Annotated in this window: 20 protein-coding genes; 16 read left to right on the plus strand and 4 right to left on the minus strand. The window is 66.9% G+C overall.

Going from position 1 to position 22,508, the window contains the following annotated elements; genetic code table 11:
* Nucleotides 1-17: 17 nt before the first annotated feature.
* Nucleotides 18-428: a T6SS amidase immunity protein Tai4 family protein gene (locus AB4120_RS26555; RefSeq protein ID WP_187645086.1), complete on the plus strand. Its 411-nt coding sequence runs from the start codon at nt 18-20 to the stop codon at nt 426-428.
* Nucleotides 425-928, plus strand: coding sequence for a type VI secretion system amidase effector protein Tae4 (locus tag AB4120_RS26560; RefSeq protein WP_262389486.1), 504 nt, complete (start codon nt 425-427; stop codon nt 926-928). The genes AB4120_RS26555 and AB4120_RS26560 overlap by 4 nt, the downstream gene beginning before the upstream one ends.
* A 57-nt stretch (nt 929-985) precedes the next feature.
* Here the strand turns inward: AB4120_RS26560 and AB4120_RS26565 are convergent, their stop codons facing one another.
* Genes AB4120_RS26565 through AB4120_RS26575 form a run of 3 tightly spaced genes read right to left on the minus strand, consistent with a single transcriptional unit; the run spans nt 986 to nt 4,686 of the window.
* Nucleotides 986-1,786, minus strand: a complete 801-nt coding sequence (locus AB4120_RS26565; RefSeq protein WP_144203151.1) for an FAD binding domain-containing protein — start codon at nt 1,784-1,786, stop codon at nt 986-988.
* A 17-nt stretch (nt 1,787-1,803) separates the two neighbouring features.
* Nucleotides 1,804-4,182 (minus strand): xanthine dehydrogenase family protein molybdopterin-binding subunit, encoded by a 2,379-nt coding sequence (locus AB4120_RS26570; RefSeq protein ID WP_149136741.1) that lies wholly within the window; start codon nt 4,180-4,182, stop codon nt 1,804-1,806.
* 9 nt (nt 4,183-4,191) lie between these two features.
* On the minus strand, nt 4,192-4,686 hold the full coding sequence (locus tag AB4120_RS26575) for a (2Fe-2S)-binding protein (RefSeq protein ID WP_149136740.1): 495 nt from the start codon (nt 4,684-4,686) through the stop codon (nt 4,192-4,194).
* Between the two features lie 296 nt (nt 4,687-4,982).
* Here AB4120_RS26575 and AB4120_RS26580 point away from each other — a divergent pair, with 296 nt between their 5' ends.
* The 14 genes from AB4120_RS26580 (at nt 4,983) to aspS (ending at nt 22,318) form a co-directional block, all read left to right on the plus strand.
* Nucleotides 4,983-5,561 (plus strand): YqaA family protein, encoded by a 579-nt coding sequence (locus AB4120_RS26580; RefSeq protein ID WP_144203160.1) that lies wholly within the window; start codon nt 4,983-4,985, stop codon nt 5,559-5,561.
* Between the two features lie 117 nt (nt 5,562-5,678).
* Complete coding sequence (locus AB4120_RS26585) at nt 5,679-9,659, plus strand: DUF3683 domain-containing protein (protein WP_149136738.1); 3,981 nt, start codon at nt 5,679-5,681, stop codon at nt 9,657-9,659.
* A gap of 27 nt (nt 9,660-9,686) precedes the next feature.
* A complete protein-coding gene (locus AB4120_RS26590) occupies nt 9,687-10,121 on the plus strand; it encodes an HIT family protein (RefSeq protein WP_441643042.1) in 435 nt (144 codons plus the stop codon).
* Between the two features lie 142 nt (nt 10,122-10,263).
* Complete coding sequence (locus AB4120_RS26595) at nt 10,264-12,198, plus strand: ABC transporter ATP-binding protein/permease (RefSeq protein ID WP_149136736.1); 1,935 nt, start codon at nt 10,264-10,266, stop codon at nt 12,196-12,198.
* Between the two features lie 7 nt (nt 12,199-12,205).
* Nucleotides 12,206-12,622 carry a gamma-butyrobetaine hydroxylase-like domain-containing protein gene (locus AB4120_RS26600; protein WP_144203171.1) on the plus strand — a complete coding sequence of 139 codons (417 nt, stop codon included), beginning with the start codon at nt 12,206-12,208 and terminating at the stop codon, nt 12,620-12,622.
* Nucleotides 12,623-12,666: 44 nt separating this feature from the next.
* Nucleotides 12,667-13,398 (plus strand): bifunctional demethylmenaquinone methyltransferase/2-methoxy-6-polyprenyl-1,4-benzoquinol methylase UbiE, encoded by a 732-nt coding sequence (ubiE, locus tag AB4120_RS26605; RefSeq protein ID WP_144203174.1) that lies wholly within the window; start codon nt 12,667-12,669, stop codon nt 13,396-13,398.
* Between the two features lie 50 nt (nt 13,399-13,448).
* Nucleotides 13,449-14,468, plus strand: coding sequence for a Tim44 domain-containing protein (locus tag AB4120_RS26610; RefSeq protein WP_149136735.1), 1,020 nt, complete (start codon nt 13,449-13,451; stop codon nt 14,466-14,468).
* A 109-nt stretch (nt 14,469-14,577) separates the two neighbouring features.
* The gene (locus AB4120_RS26615) at nt 14,578-15,243 is read left to right on the plus strand and encodes a ubiquinone biosynthesis accessory factor UbiJ (protein ID WP_149136734.1); all 666 of its coding nucleotides are present in this window, start codon (nt 14,578-14,580) and stop codon (nt 15,241-15,243) included.
* A gap of 82 nt (nt 15,244-15,325) precedes the next feature.
* Nucleotides 15,326-16,903: a ubiquinone biosynthesis regulatory protein kinase UbiB gene (gene ubiB, locus AB4120_RS26620; protein WP_144203182.1), complete on the plus strand. Its 1,578-nt coding sequence runs from the start codon at nt 15,326-15,328 to the stop codon at nt 16,901-16,903.
* A 16-nt stretch (nt 16,904-16,919) separates the two neighbouring features.
* On the plus strand, nt 16,920-17,534 hold the full coding sequence (locus AB4120_RS26625; protein ID WP_149136733.1) for a methyltransferase domain-containing protein: 615 nt from the start codon (nt 16,920-16,922) through the stop codon (nt 17,532-17,534).
* Nucleotides 17,535-17,694: 160 nt separating this feature from the next.
* Entirely contained in the window at nt 17,695-19,131 is a 1,437-nt protein-coding gene (locus AB4120_RS26630; RefSeq protein ID WP_144203188.1) for a sodium:solute symporter family protein, read from the plus strand.
* A gap of 243 nt (nt 19,132-19,374) precedes the next feature.
* Nucleotides 19,375-19,728 (plus strand): FmdB family zinc ribbon protein, encoded by a 354-nt coding sequence (locus AB4120_RS26635; protein ID WP_149136732.1) that lies wholly within the window; start codon nt 19,375-19,377, stop codon nt 19,726-19,728.
* A 16-nt stretch (nt 19,729-19,744) separates the two neighbouring features.
* The gene (locus AB4120_RS26640) at nt 19,745-20,461 is read left to right on the plus strand and encodes a DUF502 domain-containing protein (protein WP_149136731.1); all 717 of its coding nucleotides are present in this window, start codon (nt 19,745-19,747) and stop codon (nt 20,459-20,461) included.
* A gap of 48 nt (nt 20,462-20,509) precedes the next feature.
* On the plus strand, nt 20,510-22,318 hold the full coding sequence (gene aspS, locus AB4120_RS26645; protein ID WP_149136730.1) for an aspartate--tRNA ligase: 1,809 nt from the start codon (nt 20,510-20,512) through the stop codon (nt 22,316-22,318).
* 76 nt (nt 22,319-22,394) lie between these two features.
* On the opposite strand, the gene AB4120_RS26650 is transcribed toward aspS, so the two are convergent.
* A partial coding sequence (locus AB4120_RS26650; RefSeq protein ID WP_441642540.1) for an IS3 family transposase occupies nt 22,395-22,508 on the minus strand: 114 nt, incomplete at its 5' end.

Below are 22,508 nucleotides of genomic sequence, written 5' to 3' on the forward strand. Positions count from 1 at the left end.
CCACATGCATTGGGCTATTGCTGGCCGCCGCACTCGCCACCGGGGAAAGCCGCGCGAAGGAGGCTTCCGAGAACGGGCCCCAAGCGGCGGGCCGGACGTACGGCCAGAACTACAAGGACATGGTGCTGGTGCGCTGCATCGCCCGGGCATACGAAGGCGATGCCGCCGCATCGGCCGATGCAAGCCAGACGGCGGATGAACTGAGCGCATCGCTCTACTACGACCTGGCATCCAGTAACGATGGGATCCCGCCTCTCATCGAACGCTTTCTGGCCCGCGACTACCACGACCCTCGACTGAAGCGCCATGCGAGGGGCCAGGAATTCCGCCTGCTGAAGTGCCTGGACCTCTTTCACAGCAAAGCGCTCGAGGAACAGGTCAAGCGTTACGTCCCGAGTCCGAACCGGACCTATCGAAAGGAGCGATGATGACGAGACCATCCTTTCATGCTGCCTGGACTGCGGCCAATCGCATTTACGACCCCTCCAATTCCTCTGTGCGCGTGACGAACGTGATTGGCGGCATGGTGAAGCGCAATATCCTGCACCCGGATCCGAAGCGGCGTTGGGAGAACACCTGCGCCGTGCGCATCAGCTACGTCCTGAACCAGACCGGTGCGCGGATCCCCTTTGTGAAGAAGGAAACTGTTTCCGGTGCGGATGGCAACTGGTACTTCTATCGCATCGAGAGGGTGCTCGACTACCTCAGGCTTCAATTGGGCTGGCCGGAGATAGTTGCGCATCCGCCTTCCGACGGCGGCGTGCTGGCCGGACAGCGAGGGCTGCTGGTCTTCGAAATATCGGGTTGGACGGACGCCAAGGGACACGCCACCTTATGGGACGGCGCCCACTGCTACGACCAGTGCTACTTCAACAACGCTGCCGCGACCTATCGGACCGACCGCGCCAATTTCTGGCACCTGTCGTAGTCGGGTAGGGCTGGCTGTTTGCTCCCCATCCCGGAGGATGGGGGCCATAGCCAAGCATCAACCCTTCAACGCCTGCTCCACCGCCCTCGCCGTCAGTACCGGGATCAGATGCGCGCGATATTCCGCTGACGCGTGCAGGTCGGTGTTGAGCCGGGCGGCGTCCACCTTGACCGCGCGGGCGGCGGCGGGGGTGAAGCTGGCGGTCAGGGCCTGTTCCAGGTCGGGCGCGCGGAACACGCTGTCTGCCGCGCCGGTGATGGCCACGCGCACCAGCTTGCCGGTGCGCGCCACCATCACGCCGACCAGCGCGAAGCGCGAGGCCGGGTTGCGGAACTTGATGTAGGCGGCCTGGTCCGGGGTGGGGAAGCGGACCGCCGTGATCAGCTCGTCGGGCGCTAGCGCCGTTTCATAGAGCCCCTTGAAGAAGCTGTCCGCGGCGATGTTGCGCCGGTCGGTGACCACGGTGGCGTTGAGGCCCAGCACGGCGGCCGGGTAGTCGGCGCCGGGGTCGTCGTTGGCCAGCGAGCCGCCGATGGTGCCCATGGCCCGCACCTGGCGGTCGCCGATGCCGTTGGCCATGGCCGCCAGCGCCGGAATGCGGCGCATGACTTCCGCATGGGCGGCCACGTCGGCATGGCGCGCGGCGGCGCCGATGACCAACTCGTCGCCCTCCACGCGGATGTCCGCCATGCCCGGGATGCGCGAGACGTCCACCAGCATGCTGGGCGCCGCCAGCCGCAGCTTCATTGCCGCGAGCAGGCTCTGGCCGCCGGCCAGGAACTTGGCGTCGGCGTCCGCCTTGAGCTTGGCCACGGCGGCCTTGGCATCCGTGGCGCGTTCGAACTGGAATGCGTACATGATGTCTTCCTCCCGATTCAGGCCGATGTGGATTGTGCGGACTGGATGGCCTGCCACACGCGGTGCGGCGTGGCCGGCATCTGCACGTCGCGCACGCCGAGCGGCGCCAGGGCATCGACCAGCGCGTTGATGAACGCCGGTGGCGAACCAATGGCCCCGGCCTCCCCGCAGCCCTTCACGCCGAGCGGGTTGTGCGTGCACGGCGTGCCCTTGGCGGTCTCCACGGTGAAGTCGGGCAGGTCGGCCGCGCGCGGCATGGCGTAGTCCATGTAGGAGCCGGTCAGCAGCTGGCCGCTGTCGGGGTCGTACACGCACTGCTCCAGCATGGCCTGGCCCAGCCCCTGGCCGATGCCGCCATGCACCTGGCCTTCCACGATCATCGGATTGATGATGTTGCCGAAGTCGTCCACGGCGGTGAACTTGACCACCTGCGACTCGCCGGTGTCGGGGTCCACCTCCACCTCGCAGACATAGGCGCCGGACGGGTAGGTGAAGTTGGTCGGATCGTAGAACGCGTTCTCGTTCAGGCCCGGCTCGAGTTTGTCGAGCGGGTAGTTGTGCGGCACGTAGGCGGTCAGCGCCACCTCGCCGAAGGTCTTGGTGCGATCGGTGCCAGCCACGCGGAACACGCCGTCCTGGAACTCGATGTCGGCGTCGGACGCCTCCAGCAGATGCGCGGCGATTTTCTTGGCCTTCGCCTCCACCTTGTCCAGCGCCTTCATGATTGCCGAGCCGCCCACCGCCAGCGAGCGCGAGCCATAGGTGCCCATGCCGAACGGCACCCGGCCGGTATCGCCATGGACGATCTCCACCGCCTCCAGCCCGATGCCGAGCCGGTCCGCCACGATCTGCGCGAAGGTGGTCTCGTGGCCTTGCCCATGGCTGTGGGAGCCGGTGAACACGGTCACCGTGCCGGTGGGATGGACGCGGATCTCGCCCACTTCGAACAGGCCCGCCCGCGCGCCGAGCGCCCCGGCGATGTTCGATGGCGCCAGCCCGCACGCCTCGATGTAGCAGGAGTAGCCCAGCCCGCGCAGCTTGCCGCGCTGCTTCGCCGCCTCGCGCCGGGCCGGGAAGCCGGCCACGTCGGCCAGTTCCTCGGCACGCGCCAGGCACGGCTCGTAGTCGCCGGTGTCGTAGGTCAGGCCCACCGGCGTGGCGTACGGGAAGTCGTGGATGAAGTTCTTGCGCCGCAGCGTGGCGGGGTCGATGTTCATCTCGCGCGCGGCGGTCTCCACCAGCCGCTCGACCACGTAGGTGGCCTCCGGGCGGCCCGCGCCCCGGTACGCATCGACCGGCGAGGTGTTGGTGAACACCGCCTTGACCTCGGCATAGATCGCCGGCGTGGCGTACTGGCCGGCCAGCAGCGTGGCGTAGAGGATGGTCGGTACGCTGCTGGCGAAGGTGGACAGGTAGGCGCCCATGTTCGCCACCGTGTGCACGCGCATGGCCAGGAACTTGCCATCGGCGTCCAGCGCCAACTCGGCCTTGGTCACGTGGTCGCGGCCGTGCGCGTCGGTCAGGAAGGACTCGGACCGCTCGGCGGTCCATTTCACCGGCCGGCCGATTTTCTTCGACGCCCAGGTCAGCGCCACGTCCTCGGGGTAGAGGAAGATCTTCGAGCCGAAACCGCCGCCCACGTCCGGCGCGATGATGCGCAGCCGGGACTCCGGCAGCCCGAGCACGAAGGCGCCCATCAGCAGCCGCTCCACGTGCGGGTTCTGGTTCGACACGTAGACCGTGTAGCTGTCGTCCTGGCGCGTGTAGCTGGCGTTGACCGCGCGCGGTTCGATCGCGTTCGGGATCAGCCGGTTGTTGATGATATCGAGCGTGGTCACGTGCGCCGCCTTGCCGAAGGCGGCGTCCGTGGCGGCCTTGTCGCCATGGCCCCAGGTGTAGCAGGTGTTGGCCGGCACGTCGTCGTGGACCAGCGTGGTGGCCGCGGCGGCGTCCGCCGGGCTGACCACGGCGGGCAGTTCCTCGTAGTCGACATCCACCTTCTCGGCGGCGTCACGCGCCTGCTGGAGCGATTCGGCGATGACCAGCGCCACCTGGTCGCCCACGTGGCGGGCCTTGCCGTGCGCGAGTGCGGGGTGGGGCGGTTCCTTCATCGGCGTGCCGTCGATGCTGTGGATCAGCCAGCCGCAGGGCAGGCCGCCCACCTTGTCGGCGGCCATTTCCTCGCCGGTGAGCACGGCAATCACGCCGGGCGAGGCCAGCGCCTCGGTCTTGTCGATGGACCGGATGCGCGCGTGGGCGTGCGGCGAGCGGACGAAACAGGCGTAGCTCTGGCGTGGCAGGGTCACGTCGTCGGTGTACTGGCCGTTGCCGGTCAGGAAGCGGTAGTCCTCCTTGCGGCGGACCGGCGCGCCGATCAACTTCTCGGGTGCGTTCATGGTCGGCTCCTATTCCGCACTGGCGACGGCCTGGCCGCTGCGCATGCTGGATTGGCCCTGCTGCACGGCGCGGACGATGTTCTGGTAGCCGGTGCAGCGGCACATATTGCCTTCCAGCTGCTCGCGGATGGCCTGGGCGTCGGCGTTGGGGCGCTCGCGCAGCAGTGCGGTGGCGGCCATCACCATGCCCGGCGTGCAGAAGCCGCATTGCAGGCCGTGGCACTCGCGGAACGCTTCCTGCATCGGATGGAGTTGCCCGTCCGGCGCCAGGCCCTCGATGGTGGTGACCTTGGCGCCGTCCGCCTGGAGCGCCAGCATGTTGCACGACTTCACCGCCCGGCCGTCGAGGTGGACGGTGCAGGCGCCGCACTGGGCGGTGTCGCAGCCCACGTGCGTGCCGGTGAGGCGCAGGGTTTCGCGCAGGAACTGGACCAGGAGGGTGTGGGGTTCTACCTGCGCGTCAACGGGCTTGCCATTGACCGTCAGGCGGATCGCAATCGCCATGCTTGTCTCCAATATGGGGTGGACGCGCATGGCCTGCCGCAAAAATCCCGAACGACTGCGCGGGACGGGCCACGACGCGGTACTGCCGCTTGGTTGCTACGGCTATTTCGTGATATTGGTGCTGCCGGGCCTGGGGCCCGGTCTTGCCGGCGGTGCTCGGCGTGGCGAATTCCGCGACGCGGCCGTGAACGATTGGCCAGAACCGGCTCTAACAGTAAATCACAAAACCCCCGGTGCTGCCATGCGGGTTCCCCGGTATGGGGCGGCCCGGCGCACATCGACCCGTCCCCCGGACCATGCAAGCGTTCATCGACTGGCTGTTTGGAACCGTCGCCCTGCCCAGCGTGGGCCTGCCGGCCATCTTCGTGGTCAGCCTGGTCTCGGCCACGCTGCTGCCGCTGGGCTCCGAGCCGGCCGTGTTTGGCTATATCAAGCTCAACCCGGACATGTTCTGGCCGGCCATCCTCGTGGCCACGGTGGGCAATACCGTGGGCGGGGCCATCGACTGGTGGCTCGGCTACGCCGCCAAGCTGGCGCTGGTGCGCTACCGCCAGCGGCGCCAGCACCTGCAGCACGAGCGGGAGCACGCCGAGCATCGCGGCCACCCGGTGAAGAAGCACAAGCCCAAGCTGGACGCCAAATACTTCCGCTGGATGCGCCGGCTGGGCCCGCCCACGTTGTTGCTGTCCTGGTTGCCTGCTATAGGTGATCCATTGTGCACATTGGCGGGATGGCTGCGGCTGCCGTTCTGGCCCAGCCTGGGTTATATGGCGATCGGCAAGTTCTTCCGCTACCTTGTGATGACGGCCAGCCTGATGTGGATTCCGGACTCGTTCTGGCACGGCGTGGGGGAAGCGATCCGTCAATGGTTCTGACCGAACCGCCCCTTATGCCTTGTTGCGGTGCAGCGAAGCGGGCCGTTGCAGTACAATCGCGCTTCAATGAACGACAATCGCGCACTGTCCCCGTGCGCAGCAGGAAGCGGTCCCGCCATGAACGCCCCACTCGTGCTCGATGCCAAGCTCGCCGCACAGGACGCCCCCGCGCGCCTGCGTGAGATCCCCTATAACTACACGTCCTTCTCGGACCGCGAGATCGTTATCCGCCTGCTGGGCGAGGAAGCCTGGCGCATTCTGGATGAACTGCGTGGCGAGCGCCGCACTGGCCGCTCCGCACGGATGCTGTACGAAGTGCTCGGCGACATCTGGGTCGTGCGCCGCAATCCGTACCTCCAGGACGACCTGCTCGAAAACCCCAAGCGCCGCCAGATGCTGGTCAGCGCGCTGCACCACCGCCTGAGCGAGATCGAGAAGCGCCGCGCCGCCGACCGTGCCGAGCACGCCGAGCCGGCCGCCGAGGACCGCTCGCACCGGGTGGAGCAGCTGGTGGCCTTCGCCAAGCAGGCCATCGAGTCGTTCAAGCAGGAATTTGCCGATGCCTACGAGCTGCGCAAGCGCGCGCAACGCGTGCTGGGCAAGGTCACGCAGAAGGACAACATCAAGTTCGATGGGCTGTCGCGCGTCTCGCACGTGACCGACGCCACTGACTGGCGCGTGGAATACCCGTTCGTCGTGCTGACCCCGGACAGCGAGGAAGAGATCGCCGGCCTGGTCAAGGGCTGCTTCGAACTCGGCCTGACCATCATCCCGCGCGGGGGCGGCACCGGCTACACCGGTGGCGCCGTGCCGCTGACGCCGTTCTCGGCCGTCATCAACACCGAGAAGCTCGAGCAGCTGGGCCCGGTCGAGCAGACCGATCTGCCCGGCGTGGACCACAAGGTGGCGACGATCTTCTCCGGCGCCGGCGTGGTCACGCGCCGCGTGGCGGACGCGGCCGACAAGGCCGGCCTGGTGTTCGCGGTGGACCCCACCTCGATCGATGCCTCGTGCATCGGCGGCAACGTGGCGATGAACGCCGGCGGCAAGAAGGCCGTGCTGTGGGGTACCGCGCTCGACAACCTGGCCTGGTGGCGCATGGTCGATCCCGAGGGCAACTGGCTCGAGATCACGCGCCTGGACCACAACCTCGGCAAGATCCACGACGTGCCCGTGGCCACCTTCGAACTGAAGTGGTCCGACGGCAACCGCGCGCCGGGCGACAAGGTGCTGCGCACCGAGACGCTGGCCATCGAGGGCCGCAAGTTCCGCAAGGAGGGGCTGGGCAAGGACGTCACGGACAAGTTCCTGGCCGGCCTGCCCGGCGTGCAGAAGGAAGGTTGCGACGGCATCATCACCAGCGCGCGCTGGATCCTGCACCGCATGCCCAAGCACGTGCGCACGGTCTGCCTGGAGTTCTTCGGCCAGCCGCGCGATGCGATTCCGAGCATCGTCGAGATCAAGGATTACCTGGACGGCGAGTCCAAGCGCGAGGGCGGCGCCATCCTGGCCGGCCTGGAGCACCTGGACGAGCGCTACCTGCGCGCCGTGGGCTACGCCACCAAAAGCAAGCGCAACGCCTTCCCGAAGATGGTGCTGATCGGTGACATCGTCGGCGACGACGAGGACGCCGTGGCGCGCGCCACCTCGGAAGTGATCCGCATGGCCAACGGCAAGAGCGGCGAAGGCTTCGTCGCGGTGAGCCCGGAGGCCCGCAAGAAGTTCTGGCTCGACCGCTCGCGCACGGCTGCCATCGCACGCCACACCAACGCCTTCAAGATCAACGAGGACGTGGTGATTCCGCTGCCGCGGATGGGCGAGTACACCGACGGCATCGAGCGCATCAATATCGAGCTGTCGATCAAGAACAAGCTCAAGCTGGCCGACGAGCTGGAAGCGTTTTTCGCGCGCGGCAACCTGCCGCTGGGCCGCAGCGACGACGCCAACGAGATTCCGAGCGCCGAACTGCTGGAAGACCGCGTGCAGCACGCGCTGACGCTGCTGCGCGAGGTGCGTGCGCGCTGGCGCTACCTGCAGGACCACCTGGACGTGCCGCTCGCCACCGCGCGCGCCGCGCTGATCGGCCACGGCCTGGGCCTGCTCGGCCCGGCGTTCGAGGAACGCCTGCACCAGCAGCCGGACGCGAACGTGTTCCACCTGCTGCAGGACCGCACCATCCGCGTGAGCTGGAAGAGCGAGGTCCGTGCCGAGCTGCGCAAGATCTTCAACGGCGGCGAGTTCAAGCCGATCCTGGACGAGGCGCAGAAGATCCACAAGCAGGTGCTGCGCGGCCGCGTGTTCGTGGCGCTGCACATGCATGCCGGCGACGGCAACGTCCACACCAACATCCCGGTGAACTCGGACGACTACGCCATGCTGCAGGACGCCCACCGCGCGGTGGCCCGCATCATGGCGCTGGCGCGTTCGCTGGACGGCGTGATCTCGGGCGAGCACGGCATCGGCATCACCAAGCTGGAGTTCCTGACCGAGGACGAGATCGGCGAATTCCGCGCCTACAAGCAACGCGTGGACCCGCAGGGCCGCTTCAACAAGGGCAAGCTGCTGCCGGGCGCCGACCTGCGCAATGCGTACACGCCGTCGTTCGGCCTGATGGGGCACGAGTCCATCATCATGCAGCAGAGCGACATCGGCGCGATTGCCGAGAGCGTGAAGGACTGCCTGCGCTGCGGCAAGTGCAAGCCGGTGTGCGCCACCCACGTGCCGCGCGCCAACCTGCTGTACAGCCCGCGCAACAAGATCCTGGCCACCTCGCTGCTGATCGAGGCCTTCCTGTATGAGGAGCAGACGCGCCGGGGCGTGTCCATCAAGCACTGGGACGAGTTCTCGGACGTGGCCGACCACTGCACGGTCTGCCACAAGTGCGTGACGCCGTGCCCGGTGAAGATCGACTTCGGCGATGTGTCCATGAACATGCGCAACCTGCTGCGCAAGATGGGCCAGAAGAAGTTCAACCCGGGCACCGCGGCGTCGATGTTCTTCCTGAACGCGACCAACCCGCAGACCATCAACCTGACCCGCACGGCGATGATCGGGCTTGGCTACAAGGCCCAGCGGCTCGGCAACGAGGTGCTGAAGAAGTTCGCCCGCAAGCAGACCCAGCACCCGCCGGCCACGGTGGGCAAGCCGCCGGTGCAGCAGCAGGTAATCCACTTCATCAACAAGAAGATGCCGGGCAACCTGCCCAAGAAGACGGCCCGTGCGCTGCTGGACATCGAGGACAACGAGATCGTGCCGATCATCCGCGACCCGAAGCTGACCACGGCCGAGAGCGAGGCGGTGTTCTACTTCCCGGGCTGCGGCTCGGAGCGGCTGTTCTCGCAGGTGGGGCTGGCCACGCAGGCCATGCTGTGGCACGTGGGCGTACAGACCGTGCTGCCGCCGGGCTACCTGTGCTGCGGCTATCCGCAGCGCGGCAACGGCCAGTACGACAAGGCCGAGAAGATGGTCAGCGACAACCGCGTGCTGTTCCACCGCGTGGCCAACACGCTGAACTACCTCGACATCAAGACCGTGGTGGTCAGCTGCGGCACGTGCTACGACCAGCTTGCCGGGTATGAATTCGACAAGATCTTCCCGGGGTGCCGCATCATCGACATCCACGAATACCTGCTCGAGAAGGGCGTGAAGCTGGAAGGGGTGACCGGTACGCGCTACATGTACCACGACCCCTGCCACACCCCGATCAAGACAATGGATCCGACCAAGCTGGTCAATGACCTGATGGGCGGAAACTCGGGCACCAACGCTGGCAAGATCGAGAAGAACGAGCGTTGCTGTGGCGAATCAGGCACTTTGGCCGTGACGCGCCCGGACATCTCCACGCAGGTCCGCTTCCGCAAGGAAGAGGAAATGCGCAAGGGCGCCGACAAGCTGCGCACGGACGGCTTCACCGGCGACGTGAAGATCCTGACCAGCTGCCCGTCGTGCCTGCAGGGGCTGTCGCGCTACAACGAGGACGCCTCGGTCACGGCCGACTACATCGTGATCGAGATGGCCAAGCACCTGCTGGGCGAGAACTGGCTGCCCGAGTACGTGGCCCGCGCCAACGCCGGCGGCATCGAGCGCGTGCTGGTGTAAGGCAGCCAGCGGACTCCGGCGGACACCATGACGCGACTCCCCAACTGCCCCCTGTGCGAAGCCGATGGCGGCGAACTGGTCTGGATGGGGGATCGCGCCCGCGTGATCCTCGTCGAGCATGAGCGGCATCCCGGCTTCTGCCGCATCGTCTGGAACGACCACGCCGCCGAGCTGACCGATCTGGACGATGCCGACCAGGCCTGGCTGATGCGGCTGGTGGCCCGGGTGGAGCGCACCGTGCGCGAGGTCATGACGCCGGACAAGGTCAACCTGGCCGCGCTCGGCAACATGGTGCCGCACCTGCACTGGCATATCATTCCGCGCTACCGCTGGGACACGCATTTCCCGGAGGCGATCTGGGCGGCGCCCCAGCGCGCGGCGGAGCCGGCGCGCATCGGGGAGCTGGCCCTGCGGCTGCCGACGCTGCGCACCGCGCTTGCCGTCATCCCCTCCGCTGACTGATTGTCTGGCTGCAATAACAACCGAGCATGGCTGACTGACCGGAGGGCGGCACGGAACCCGCCACGGGGCGGCGACGTCTGACCTCCGTCGAACAACAACATGCCCGCTGGCCAGAACGGCGGTGGGCCACACCTGCGCCACCATGTCTTCCACACCGTCGTCCGTCACCGTGCCCGGCCCGGCCGTCCCGGCCGAGGCCCTCAAGATCCAGAGCCGGCTGCGCCTGGCGGCCACCTGGGACCTGATCAAGCCTTACTGGAAATCCGAAGACCGCAAGGCGGGGCTGGGGCTGCTGCTCCTGGTTGTCGCGCTCAATCTCGGCATCGTCTATATCAACGTGCTGCTGACCGAGTGGAACCGGGTGTTCTACAACGCCCTGGAGCAGCGCGACTTCGTCTCGTTCAAGGAACTGCTGCTGCGATTCTCGTGGATCGCGGCCTGCTTCATCGTGCTGGCGATCTCGCGCCAGTACTACCAGATGATGCTGCAGATGCGCTGGCGGACGTGGATGACCGGCGTGTTCATGCAGCGCTGGCTGGGCCACCAGGCCTACTACCGTATCGAACAGACCCATTCGACCGACAACCCCGACCAGCGTCTGGCCGACGACCTGCGCCAGTTCACCGACGGCGCGCTGACGCTCTCCATGGGGCTGCTGAACTCGGTGGTCACGCTGGTGTCCTTCATCGGCATCCTGTGGGTGGTCTCGGGGCCGATCAGCTTCGTGCTGGGCGGCACCGAACTGACGATTCCCGGCTACATGGTCTGGTTCGCCGCCGGCTACGCGGTGATCGGCTCGCTGATTGCCCACTTCGTGGGACGGCCGCTGATCGGCCTCTCTTTCCAGCAGGAGCAGTACGAAGCTAACTTCCGTTTCATGCTGGTGCGCCTGCGCGAGAACAGCGAGCCGGTGGCGCTGTATCGCGGCGAGCCGACCGAGCAGGCCGGGCTGCGCGCCCGCTTCGAACGGATCCGGGCGAACTGGAACCAGCTGATGCGCTACACCCGGCGGCTGACCTTCGTGAACTCGGGCTACGGCCAGTTCGCGATCATCTTCCCGCTGCTGGTGGCCGCGCCGCGCTACTTCTCCGGCAAGCTCACGCTGGGCGGGCTGATGCAGATCAATTCCGCCTTCGGGCAGGTGCAGGGCGCGCTGTCCTGGTTCGTGGACAGCTACGCCACGCTGGTCGGCTGGAAGGCCGCCGCGAACCGTCTGATCGACTTCCAGGACGCCATCCGCGTGGCCGAGCGCCAGGACCTGACGCAAGAGGGCCCGGGCGATATCGAGGTGGTGGTGGCGGAAGGCCAGGACGGCATCGACCTGACCGGCCTCGCGCTGGCGCTGCCGGTGCGCGGCGGCAAGAGCCCGGACGAAGAGGGCGTGGATCCGCAACATCCCATCCACCCGCGCCAGCGGCCGCTGGTGGCGCCGTTCTCGCTGTCGATCGGGCAGGGCGAGCGGTGGCTGGTCAGCGGCCCGTCCGGCTGTGGCAAGAGCGTGCTGTTCCGCGCGCTGGCCGGGATCTGGCCTTACGGCAACGGCCGCATCGCCGTGCCGGGCAAGCGCCTGCTGTTCCTGCCGCAGCGCAGCTACCTGCCGATCGGCACGCTGGCCGATGCGCTGGCCTACCCGGACGCCGGCACGGCGCATTCGTGCGAGGCGCTGCAAGACGTGCTGCGCCAGGCCCGGCTGGCCATGCTGGCGAGCCAGCTCGATGTGTTCGATAACTGGTCGCTGCGTCTCTCGCCGGGCGAGCAGCAACGGCTGGCCTTCGCCCGCGCGCTGCTCCAGAAGCCCGATTTCCTGTTCCTGGACGAGGCCACCGCGGCGCTCGACGAGGAAACCGAGGCCGCCATGTACCAGCTGATGGTCGATAGCCTGCCGGACGCCACCATCGTCAGCATCGCGCACCGCAGTACCGTGGCCGCTTTCCATGACCGGCGGCTGCGCTACGTGCCCGTGGCGCCGGCCGGCGAACGCGACGAGAGCGGCGCCGGCCCCCGGAATGGGCAAGGCATGGGCGGTGGAGTAAGCTATCGGGTCGTACAAGACACCCTGGACGCGCTACCCGCGTGACCCTACTATGGCTGGCCTAGAGAAAGACACCCCCCATCCCACCGCGCTGACCGTGCATACGCAGTCGCGCGTGCTGGAAATCGGCTTCGATAATGGCCGCGCGTGGCGCCTGCCGTTCGAGCTGCTGCGCGTGTATTCGCCCTCCGCCGAGGTCCAGGGCCATGGCCCGGGCCAGGAAACGCTCCAGACCGGCAAGCGCGAGGTGGGCATTGCGGCGGTGGAGCCCGTGGGCAACTACGCGATCCTGATCCGCTTCGACGATGGCCACGACACCGGCATCTACTCGTGGGAGCTGCTGTATCGCCTGGGCGACCAGCAGGAAGCGCTGTGGGCCGACTACCTGAAGCGGCTCGAAGCCGCCGGCGTCGACCGCGATGCGCCGATGGCGGCCGGCGGTGGCCATGCCTGCGGCCATCACCACTGAAGCCCCGTCTATACCTATATATATCCGCACCTGGAGTACCAGACATGAGCGAGACCCACTTCGGGTTCGAGAAAGTCGACGAAACGGAGAAGGCCGGCAAGGTAGCCGGCGTGTTCCATTCGGTCGCGAGCAAGTACGACGTGATGAACGACCTGATGTCCGGCGGCATGCACCGGCTCTGGAAGATGTTCACCATCGCCCAGGCCAATGTGCGCCCGGGCCAGAAGGTGCTGGACATCGCCGGCGGCACGGGCGACCTGGCCAAGGCGTTTGCCAAGCGGGCCGGCCCGACCGGCGAGGTCTGGCTGACCGACATCAACGAATCCATGCTGCGCGTGGGCCGCGACCGCCTGCTCGACAAGGGCGTGGTGACCCCGGTGGCGCTGTGCGACGCCGAGCGGATTCCCTTCCCGGACAACTACTTCGATCTGGTGACGGTGGCGTTCGGGCTGCGCAACATGACCCACAAGGACAAGGCCCTGGCCGAGATGCGCCGCGTGGTGAAGCCGGGCGGCAAGGTCATGGTGCTGGAGTTCTCCAAGGTCTGGAAGCCGCTGGAAAAAGCCTACGATGTTTACTCGTTCAAGGTCTTGCCGTGGCTGGGCGAGCGGGTGGCTGGGGATGCCCCGAGCTATCGCTATCTCGCAGAATCGATCAGAATGCATCCAGACCAGGGTTCACTTGTACGCTTGATGGAACATGCGGGGCTCGAGAAGGTCGAATACTTCAATCTGACGGGCGGAGTGGTGGCGCTCCACGTCGGGCGTAAGTACTAATTCGCCATGTTCGGCCTTAGATGGCCGAAACTGACAGGGGATCGCAGAAAATGTCTTCTTTTCGTGGAAAATTCCTCGCCGCGTCGCTGATCGCGACGCTGGCGCTGGGGGTCGCACTGGACGCCAATGCCAAGCGGCTGGGCGGCTCGCGCAGTGTTGGCAAGCAGTCGTCCTCCGTGACGCAGCAACGCCAGCAGGCGCCGGCCCAGCAATCGCCGACGCAGCAACCGGCCCAGCAACCCAACCAGGCAGCACCGGCCACGGCTGGCGCGGCCGGCGGTGCGGCGGCTGCAGCACCCAAGCGTAACTGGGGCGGCATGCTCGGCGGCCTGGCGGCCGGTCTGGGCCTGGGCTACCTGCTCTCGCACTTTGGCCTGGGTGGGGCGGCTGCCAGCTTCCTGTCGAACCTGATCCTGATCGGCGGCATTGCGCTGCTGGCCTTCTGGCTGATCCGCAAGTTCCGCGGTGGCGCAGCGCGCCGCCAGCAGCCGGCCTACGCCGGCATGGGCAACCAGGGCGGCCAGGGTGGTTTCGGCGGCAATGACCTGTCGCGCACCGCCGAGCCGAGCTTCCGTCAGGCCGAGCAGCCGGCGCAACCCGCGCAACCCGCCTCCTACGGCGGCGCGGCGGCCAGCCCGGTAATGGGTGGCGCTGCTGCCGGCGCCGTGGCTGCTGCATCGCAGCAACCGTGGGGCGTACCGGCCGACTTCGATACCGAAGCCTTCCTGCGCAATGCCAAGGTTCACTACGTGCGCCTGCAGGCCGCCTGGGACGCCGGCAATCTCGACGACATCCGCGAATTCACCACGCCGGAAATGTTCGCCGAGATCAAGATGGATCTGGCCGAGCGTGGCGCCGAGGTCAACAAGACCGACGTCGTGACGCTCGATGCCCAACTGCTGGGCATCGAGGATACGCCGACGCAGCACATTGCCAGCGTGCGTTACGCCGGCATGATCCGCGAGCGCGCGGGCGAGCCGGCCCAGCCGTTCGCCGAGGTCTGGAACCTGGCCAAGGCCACCAGCGGCAACGGTGGCTGGCTGCTGGCCGGCATTCAGCAGGAGTCCTGAGCGTAATCTCCCCGCCGCTTCCACGGATGCGGCGGGCGAGTAGCTTAGAATGGAGGCCCACGCGCGCGTGGGCCTTTTTTATTGCCCGAATTTCCGCAGACCGCTCGCCATGAACGCCTTGCCTTCCCCGCTGGCCGCGCCGATCGTCGCCGCACTCAATCACCTGATCGAACAGGAGCCGTGGGCCTGCGCGCTGCTGTCGCCCTTTGCCGGCCGCGTGATCCGCTTCGATGCCGCCGCCTTCGCGCTGGCGCTGAAGGTGACCGAACAGGGCTGCATCGAACAGGCTCCGGTGGCCGAGGCGCCGGCTGTGACATTGCTGGTGCCGTTGCAGCAATGGCCACTGGTGGTGGCCGACGTGGCCGAGGGCGGGCAGGCCGCCGCGATGCGGCATGTGCGGATCGAAGGCGATGCGGAACTGGCCAACGCCGTGTCCACGCTGGCCCGCAACCTGCGCTGGGACGCCGCCGAAGACCTGGCGCGCGCGCTGCGCGGCGTGATGGGCGGCCCGGTCAGTGACAGCGTGGCGCAACGCGTGGTCGATGGCGCGCGCCAGGTGCACGGCAATGCCACCCGTGTGGGCCGCGCCCTGCTCGACAATGTGACGGAATACCTGCTCGACGAACAACCGACGCTCGTGCGCCACGCCGCGCTGGACGGCTTTACCGATGACGTGGCGCGACTGCGCGACGACCTCGAGCGGCTGGAAAAGCGGCTGGAACGGCTGGAACGTCAGCCGGCCGCGCCGGGCAAGCTGCCGTCCGCACACCGCTGATGGCCCGGCCGTCGTCCCCCCTCCTTTTCGCCTGCGCCGCCGCCTGCGCGCGTGGCCTGCCTCCGCACCGTAAAGAACCCGCATGACCCGCCTTCTGCGTCTCTGCAAGATCGTCTTTGTCATCCTGTATTACGGGCTCGATGAACTCGTGCTGTCCGGCTTCAAGAGCCGGCGCATCAAGCTGCTGGTGAAGGTCATCACCATCGGCCGCAAGCTGGAGCAGCCGCGCGGCGAGCGCCTGCGGATGGCGCTGACCGCGCTCGGGCCGATCTTCGTCAAGTTCGGGCAGGTGCTGTCCACCCGCCGCGACCTGATGCCGCCCGACATCGCCGACGAACTGGCGATGCTCCAGGACCAGGTGCCGCCGTTCGACCCGGTGCTGGCCGTCAAGATCATCGAGAAGTCGCTCGGCCGGCCGCTTTCGGAATTGTTCGAGAACTTCGAGCACACGCCGGTGGCCAGCGCGTCCATTGCGCAGGTGCACTTCGCCACGCTGCGCGGTGGCCCGAACCATGGCCGCGAGGTGGCCGTGAAGGTGTTGCGGCCCGGCATGCTGCCCGTGATCGACAGCGACCTGGCGCTGATGCGCGACATGGCGACGTGGCTCGAGCGCGTCTGGGTGGATGGCCGCCGGCTCAAGCCGCGCGAGGTGGTGGCCGAGTTCGACAAGTACCTGCACGACGAACTCGACCTGATGATCGAGGCCGCCAACGCCAGCCAGCTGCGCCGCAACTTCATCGACAGCGGGCTGCTGCTGGTGCCGGAAGTGTTCTGGGACTGGTGCACCAGCAACGTGTTCGTGATGGAGCGGATGCACGGCATCCCGATCTCGCGCATGGAGTCGCTGAAGGCGGCGGGCGTGGACATGCACCAGCTGGCCGAGGAGGGTGTGGAGATCTTCTTCACGCAGGTGTTCCGCGACGGCTTCTTCCACGCCGACATGCACCCGGGCAACATCCTCGTGTCGATCCAGCCGGAGACGTTCGGGCGCTATATCGCGCTGGACTTCGGCATCGTCGGCGCGCTGTCCGAGTTCGACAAGAACTACCTCGCGCAGAATTTCATCGCATTTTTCCGACGCGACTACCACCGCGTGGCGCTGCTGCACGTGGAGTCGGGCTGGGTGCCGGCCGAGACGCGCGTGGAGGAGCTGGAGTCAGCCGTGCGCGCCTGCTGCGAGCCGTACTTCGACAAGCCGCTGCGCGAGATCTCGCTTGGCATGGTGCTGATGCGGCTGTTCCAGACCTCGCGGCGGTTCAACGTCGAGATCCAGCCGCAACTGGTGCTGCTGCAGAAGACGCTGCTCAATATCGAAGGGCTGGGCCGGCAACTCGATCCGGAACTCGATCTCTGGAAGACCGCCAAGCCGTTCCTCGAAAAGTGGATGTACGAGCAGGTGGGCTGGCAGGGCGCCTGGGAGCGGGTCAAGGTGGAGGCGCCGCAGTGGGCCAAGATGCTGCCTGACTTCCCCCGCCTGGCGCACCAGTTTCTGGAGCGCCGCGCGCTGCAGAACAATGGCGAGCAGGAGCGGCTGCTGGCACAGCTGGTGGTGGAGCAGCGGCGCACCAACCGCCGGCTGTCCACGGCGCTGATGCTGGTTGGCGGTTTCCTGGCCGGCATCGTGCTGGTGCAGGCGCTGGCCTGGGCCGGCTACTGGTAAGCATCGGACGAGTACGATGTCTAGCGCCCCGAAACGCGAATTCGAGACCCGCAACGCCGCGGATGCGGCCTTCTGGGACGAGCGCTTTGCGCGGCACTTCACGCCTTGGGACGCCCAGGGCGTGCCGGCCGAGTTCGAGACCTTCGCGTCCGGCTTGGCGCCGTGTCCGACCCTGGTGCCGGGCTGCGGCAACGGCTGGGAAGCCGGCTGGCTCCACGCGCGCGGCTGGCCGGTGACGGCCATCGACTTTTCCGCCGAGGCGGTGGCGTCGGCACGGCGGGCGCTTGGGGCTGCCGCCGTGGTGGTGCGGGAGGCGGATTTCTTCGCCTTCACGCCCGAGCCGCCGTGCGAGCTGATCTACGAGCGCGCCTTCCTGTGCGCGCTGCCGCCAGCGCTGCGCCAGCCCTATGCTGACCGCGTGGCGGCGCTGCTGCTGCCGGGCGGATTGCTGGCCGGCTACTTCTATATAGGCGAGACGCGCGGCGGGCCCCCGTTCGCCATGCCCCGCGCCGAACTGGACCGGCTGCTGGCGCCGGCCTTCGAACTGGTGGAGGACCGGCCGTCCGCCGCGCCGCTGCCGGTCTTCGCGGCCGGGCAAGAGCGCTGGCAGGTCTGGCGCCGCCGGGCCTGAATCCAGCCTGAGCCGTTCCCAAGTCGTCCATGCGGCGCTTCCCGCACCGGCGTGGGGAATTCGCCGCGCCCGGGGATTTTTTTTCGACCCGTCGGGTCTGCATCGCTATAATCCGCCGGCATTTCTCCGCAACTTCGGAAATCTGGGATAGGGCAGCGGCATGCTGATCTGGTTCGTCATCGTCTATTGGGTTATCTCCGTCGGCATTGGCCTGTGGGCGGCGCTGCGCGTCAAGGGCACCGCCGACTTCGCCGTGGCCGGCCGCAGCCTGCCGTTCTATATCGTCACCGCCACGGTGTTCGCCACCTGGTTCGGCTCCGAAACCGTGCTTGGCATCCCAGCCGTGTTCCTCAAGGAGGGGCTCTCCGGCGTGGTGTCCGACCCGTTCGGCTCCTCGCTCTGCCTGATCCTGGTGGGCCTGTTCTTCGCCCGGCCGCTGTACCGGATGAACCTGCTGACCATCGGCGACTACTATCACAACCGTTACGGGCGGGTGGCCGAAGTACTGACCACGCTATGTATCGTGGTGTCCTACCTCGGCTGGGTGGCGGCGCAGATCAAGGCGCTGGGGCTGGTGTTCTACACAGTGTCCGACGGCGCGCTGTCGCAGGACGCCGGCATGATGATCGGGGCCGCCAGCGTGCTGGTCTACACGCTGTTCGGCGGCATGTGGTCGGTGGCGGTGACCGATTTCATCCAGATGATCATCATCGTGGTCGGCATGCTCTATATCGGCTACGAGGTCAGCGGGCAGGCTGGCGGCGTGACGGCGGTGGTGTCGCACGCGGCGGCGGCCGGGAAGTTCGAGTTCCTGCCGTCGCTGGACCTGGTGCAGATCATCGGCTTCGCGGCGGCGCTGTTCACGATGATGCTGGGCTCCATTCCGCAGCAGGACGTGTTCCAGCGCGTCACCTCGTCGCGTACCGAGCAGATCGCCGGGCGCGCCTCGGTGCTGGGCGGCGTGCTGTACTTCTTCTTCGCCTTCATCCCGATGTTCCTGGCCTATTCGGCCACGATGATCGACCCCGGCATGGTCGAGAAATACATCAACACGGACTCGCAGCTGATCCTGCCGCAGCTGATCCTGACCCATGCGCCGATGTTCGCGCAGGTGATGTTCTTCGGCGCGCTGCTGTCGGCCATCAAGAGCTGCGCGTCGGCCACGCTGCTGGCGCCGTCCGTGACCTTCGCCGAGAACATCCTGCGGCCGTACTTCCGCCATCTGACCGACAAGCAGTTCCTGCGCGTGATGCAGGCCGTGGTGCTGGTCTTCACGACGCTGGTGACGCTGTTTGCGCTGAATTCGCACCTGTCGATCTTCCACATGGTGGAAAACGCTTACAAGGTGACGCTGGTGTCGTCCTTCGTGCCGCTGGCGTTCGGGCTGTTCTGGAAGCCCGCCACGCGCCAGGGCGGGCTGGCGGCCATCCTGCTGGGGCTGGCGTCGTGGCTGACCTGCGAGGTGGCCTTCGCCGACGCCGCCGTGCCGCCCCAGATGGTGGGCCTGCTGTTCTCGATCAGCGGCATGGTGTTCGGCTCGCTGCTGCCGCAATGGATCAGCGAGCGGCCGGGCGTCAAGGAAGTGCATATTGCGTAACTTCCCGGCATGAAACCGCGTCCGGCACCCCGGCGGCGCCCATGAAACGGGCGCCAGGCGCCTTATGGACGACCTGAGGCGCCGTGAATGGCCTCTTTTCCCGGCGGTGGACCGGGCTCCGACAGTTTATAATCCGAGGCTTTGCATCGCCGTGCGGGTGTTTTTCCGCGAATTGCCATTGCAAATGGCCTCCGGCGCTGCCACCTGTTGTTCCCAATCCAGATTTCCGCGAAAAGAACCATCATGCCGATCTATGCCTACCGTTGCGACGCCTGCGGCCACGGGCGCGATGTGCTGCAGAAAATGAGCGATGCCCCGCTCACGGACTGCCCATCCTGCGGCGCTGCCGGGTCCTTCAAGAAACAACTGACCGCCGCCGGCTTCCAGCTCAAGGGCTCGGGCTGGTACGTCACGGACTTCCGTGGCGGCAGCGGCGGCACCAGCGCGCCGGCTGCCGCGGGCGGCGCGGCGGCATCGGCCCCGGCCCCGGCTTCGGGCGGTGAGTCGTCCGGATCGTCGGCTTCGGCTTCGTCGTCCACGTCCACGTCCACGTCGTCTACGCCCGGCACCTCGGCGGGCGGCAGCGCCAGCGCCTGACCTCATGGCCAAGACCGTGGTTGCCAAGAAAACGTCCGCCCTCAAGACCTGGTTTCTGACCGGGCTGCTCGTGCTGGTGCCGCTGGGCATCACGCTGTGGGTGCTCAATCTGATCATCGGCACGATGGACCAGAGCATGGCCCTGCTGCCGGTGGCGTGGCAGCCCGAGAACCTGTTCGGGCGCCGCATTCCCGGTCTTGGCGCCATCCTGACGCTGCTGTTCATCCTGCTGGTGGGCGTGCTGGCGCACAACTTCATCGGCCAGCGGCTGGTGCGCTGGTGGGAGATGCTGCTTGGCCGCATCCCCGTGGTGGGCCCCATCTACACCAGCGTGAAGCAGGTCTCTGACACGCTGCTGTCGTCGTCCGGCAACGCGTTCCGCAAGGCGCTGCTGGTGCAGTATCCGCGCGAGGGGTCGTGGACCATCGCGTTTCTGACTGGCCGGCCCGGCGGAGACGTGCAGAATCACCTCCAGGGCGAATACGTCAGCGTCTACGTGCCGACCACGCCGAATCCGACCTCGGGCTTCTTCCTGATGATGCCCAAGGCCGACACCATCGAACTCGACATGACCGTCGACGCCGCGCTCAAGTACATCGTCTCGATGGGCGTGGTGGCGCCGACGGAGCTGCCCCGCAAGTCCGGCACGCCGGGCCGCCCGGCGGATGCAGCCGAGGCCGCGGACACCGCCGAAGCGGCGGTTGCGGTCGCCGACTCGAACCCTACTCATTGAATTGCGCGCGGGCCGCCTCGCGGCCGCGCATTACCGGGAATTTCTCCTATGTCCTCCATGCGTACTCACTACTGCGGTCTGGTGACCGAACAACTGATCGGCCAGGAAGTGGCCCTGACCGGCTGGGTACAGCGCCGGCGCGACCACGGCGGCGTGATCTTCGTCGATCTGCGAGACCGCGAGGGCCTGGTGCAGGTGGTCTGCGATCCGGATCGCCCGGAAATGTTCAAGGCCGCCGAGGAAATCCGCAACGAGTTCTGCATCCGCATCACCGGCAAGGTACGCCCGCGCCCGGCCGGCACGGAGAACGCCAACCTGACCTCGGGCAAGATCGAGGTGCTGTGCCATGAGCTGACCGTGCTGAATCCGTCGGTCACGCCCCCGTTCCAGCTGGACGACGACAACCTGTCGGAAACCACCCGCCTGACGCACCGCGTGCTGGACCTGCGCCGCCCGCAGATGCAGTACAACCTGCGCCTGCGCTACAAGGTGGCCATGGAAGTGCGCAAGTACCTGGACGCCCAGGGTTTCATCGACATCGAGACGCCGATGCTGGGCAAGAGCACGCCCGAAGGCGCGCGTGACTACCTGGTGCCGTCGCGCGTGAACCCGGGCCACTTCTTCGCGCTGCCGCAGTCGCCGCAGATCTTCAAGCAGATGCTGATGGTGTCGGGCTTCGACCGCTACTACCAGATCACCAAGTGCTTCCGCGACGAGGACCTGCGCGCTGACCGCCAGCCCGAATTCACGCAGATCGACTGCGAGACGTCGTTCCTGACCGAGCAGGAGATCCGCGACCTGTTCGAGGACATGATGCGCACCGTGTTCAAGAACGCCATCAACGTGGACCTGGACGCCAAGTTCCCGGTGATGGAGTTCCGCGAGGCCATGGCCCGCTTCGGCTCGGACAAGCCGGACCTGCGCGTGAAGCTTGAGTTCACCGAGCTGACCGACGTGATGAAGGACGTCGATTTCAAGGTGTTCTCGGGCCCGGCCAACAGCGACAACGGTCGCGTGGTGGGTCTGCGCGTGCCGGGCGGCGGTTCGATCTCGCGTGGCGAAATCGACGCCTACACCCAGTTCGTGGGCATCTACGGCGCCAAGGGCCTGGCCTGGATCAAGGTCAACGAAGTGGCCAAGGGCCGCGACGGCCTGCAATCGCCGATCGTCAAGAACCTGCATGACGCCGCGATTGCCGAGATCCTGAAGCGCACCGGCGCCCAGGACGGCGACATCATCTTCTTCGGCGCCGACAAGGCCAAGGTGGTCAACGACGCCATCGGCGGCCTGCGCCTGAAGATCGGCCATTCCGAGTTCGGCAAGTCGAGCGGCCTGTTCGAGGACGTGTGGAAGCCGCTGTGGGTGATCGACTTCCCGATGTTCGAGTACGACGAGGAAGACGCGCGCTGGGTGGCCATGCACCACCCGTTCACGAGCCCGAAGGACGAGCACCTGCAGTACCTGGAAACCGATCCGGGCAAGTGCATCGCCAAGGCATACGACATGGTGCTGAACGGCTGGGAAATGGGCGGCGGTTCGGTCCGTATCTACCGCGAGGACGTGCAGAGCAAGGTGTTCCGCGCGCTGAAGATTGGCGAGGAAGAGGCACGGGCCAAGTTCGGCTACCTGCTGGACGCACTGCAATACGGCGCGCCGCCGCACGGCGGCCTGGCCTTCGGCCTCGACCGCATCGTGACGATGATGGCCGGCGCGGATTCCATCCGCGACGTGATTGCCTTCCCGAAGACCCAGCGTGCACAGGATCTGCTGACGCAGGCCCCGTCGGCGGTGGACGAGAAGCAACTGCGGGAGCTGCATATTCGCCTGCGGGCGCAGGAGGCCAAGACTACGGTTTGAGTATTGTCTGACCGTTAGTAAGACCGATGAAGGGGCGCCCGGCTTTGAACTGACCCCCTAAAGTTGGACGGGTAAGTTAGGCCGCGGCCAAGGGCTGGGTCCTGTATTGCACAGGACTCAGCCCTTTTAGCTTGAGCTTGATGCGGTCGTGATTGTAGTACCGGATGTATTCGGCTATGCCACGACGCAA

Origin of the sequence: Cupriavidus sp. 2KB_3, assembly GCF_052115685.1 — a bacterium.
Lineage (GTDB): Bacteria > Pseudomonadota > Gammaproteobacteria > Burkholderiales > Burkholderiaceae > Cupriavidus > Cupriavidus campinensis.

Bases quoted from the DNA above. Each gene is read 5' to 3' on its own strand.
- AB4120_RS26560 (WP_262389486.1), top strand. From the start codon at position 425: ATGATGACGAGACCATCCTTTCATGCTGCCTGGACTGCGGCCAATCGC.
- AB4120_RS26565 (WP_144203151.1), bottom strand. From the start codon at position 1,786: ATGTACGCATTCCAGTTCGAACGCGCCACGGATGCCAAGGCCGCCGTG.
- AB4120_RS26570 (WP_149136741.1), bottom strand. From the start codon at position 4,182: ATGAACGCACCCGAGAAGTTGATCGGCGCGCCGGTCCGCCGCAAGGAG.
- AB4120_RS26575 (WP_149136740.1), bottom strand. From the start codon at position 4,686: ATGGCGATTGCGATCCGCCTGACGGTCAATGGCAAGCCCGTTGACGCG.
- AB4120_RS26580 (WP_144203160.1), top strand. From the start codon at position 4,983: ATGCAAGCGTTCATCGACTGGCTGTTTGGAACCGTCGCCCTGCCCAGC.
- AB4120_RS26585 (WP_149136738.1), top strand. From the start codon at position 5,679: ATGAACGCCCCACTCGTGCTCGATGCCAAGCTCGCCGCACAGGACGCC.
- AB4120_RS26590 (WP_441643042.1), top strand. From the start codon at position 9,687: ATGACGCGACTCCCCAACTGCCCCCTGTGCGAAGCCGATGGCGGCGAA.
- AB4120_RS26595 (WP_149136736.1), top strand. From the start codon at position 10,264: ATGTCTTCCACACCGTCGTCCGTCACCGTGCCCGGCCCGGCCGTCCCG.
- AB4120_RS26600 (WP_144203171.1), top strand. From the start codon at position 12,206: ATGGCTGGCCTAGAGAAAGACACCCCCCATCCCACCGCGCTGACCGTG.
- ubiE (WP_144203174.1), top strand. From the start codon at position 12,667: ATGAGCGAGACCCACTTCGGGTTCGAGAAAGTCGACGAAACGGAGAAG.
- AB4120_RS26610 (WP_149136735.1), top strand. From the start codon at position 13,449: ATGTCTTCTTTTCGTGGAAAATTCCTCGCCGCGTCGCTGATCGCGACG.
- AB4120_RS26615 (WP_149136734.1), top strand. From the start codon at position 14,578: ATGAACGCCTTGCCTTCCCCGCTGGCCGCGCCGATCGTCGCCGCACTC.
- ubiB (WP_144203182.1), top strand. From the start codon at position 15,326: ATGACCCGCCTTCTGCGTCTCTGCAAGATCGTCTTTGTCATCCTGTAT.
- AB4120_RS26625 (WP_149136733.1), top strand. From the start codon at position 16,920: ATGTCTAGCGCCCCGAAACGCGAATTCGAGACCCGCAACGCCGCGGAT.
- AB4120_RS26630 (WP_144203188.1), top strand. From the start codon at position 17,695: ATGCTGATCTGGTTCGTCATCGTCTATTGGGTTATCTCCGTCGGCATT.
- AB4120_RS26635 (WP_149136732.1), top strand. From the start codon at position 19,375: ATGCCGATCTATGCCTACCGTTGCGACGCCTGCGGCCACGGGCGCGAT.
- aspS (WP_149136730.1), top strand. From the start codon at position 20,510: ATGTCCTCCATGCGTACTCACTACTGCGGTCTGGTGACCGAACAACTG.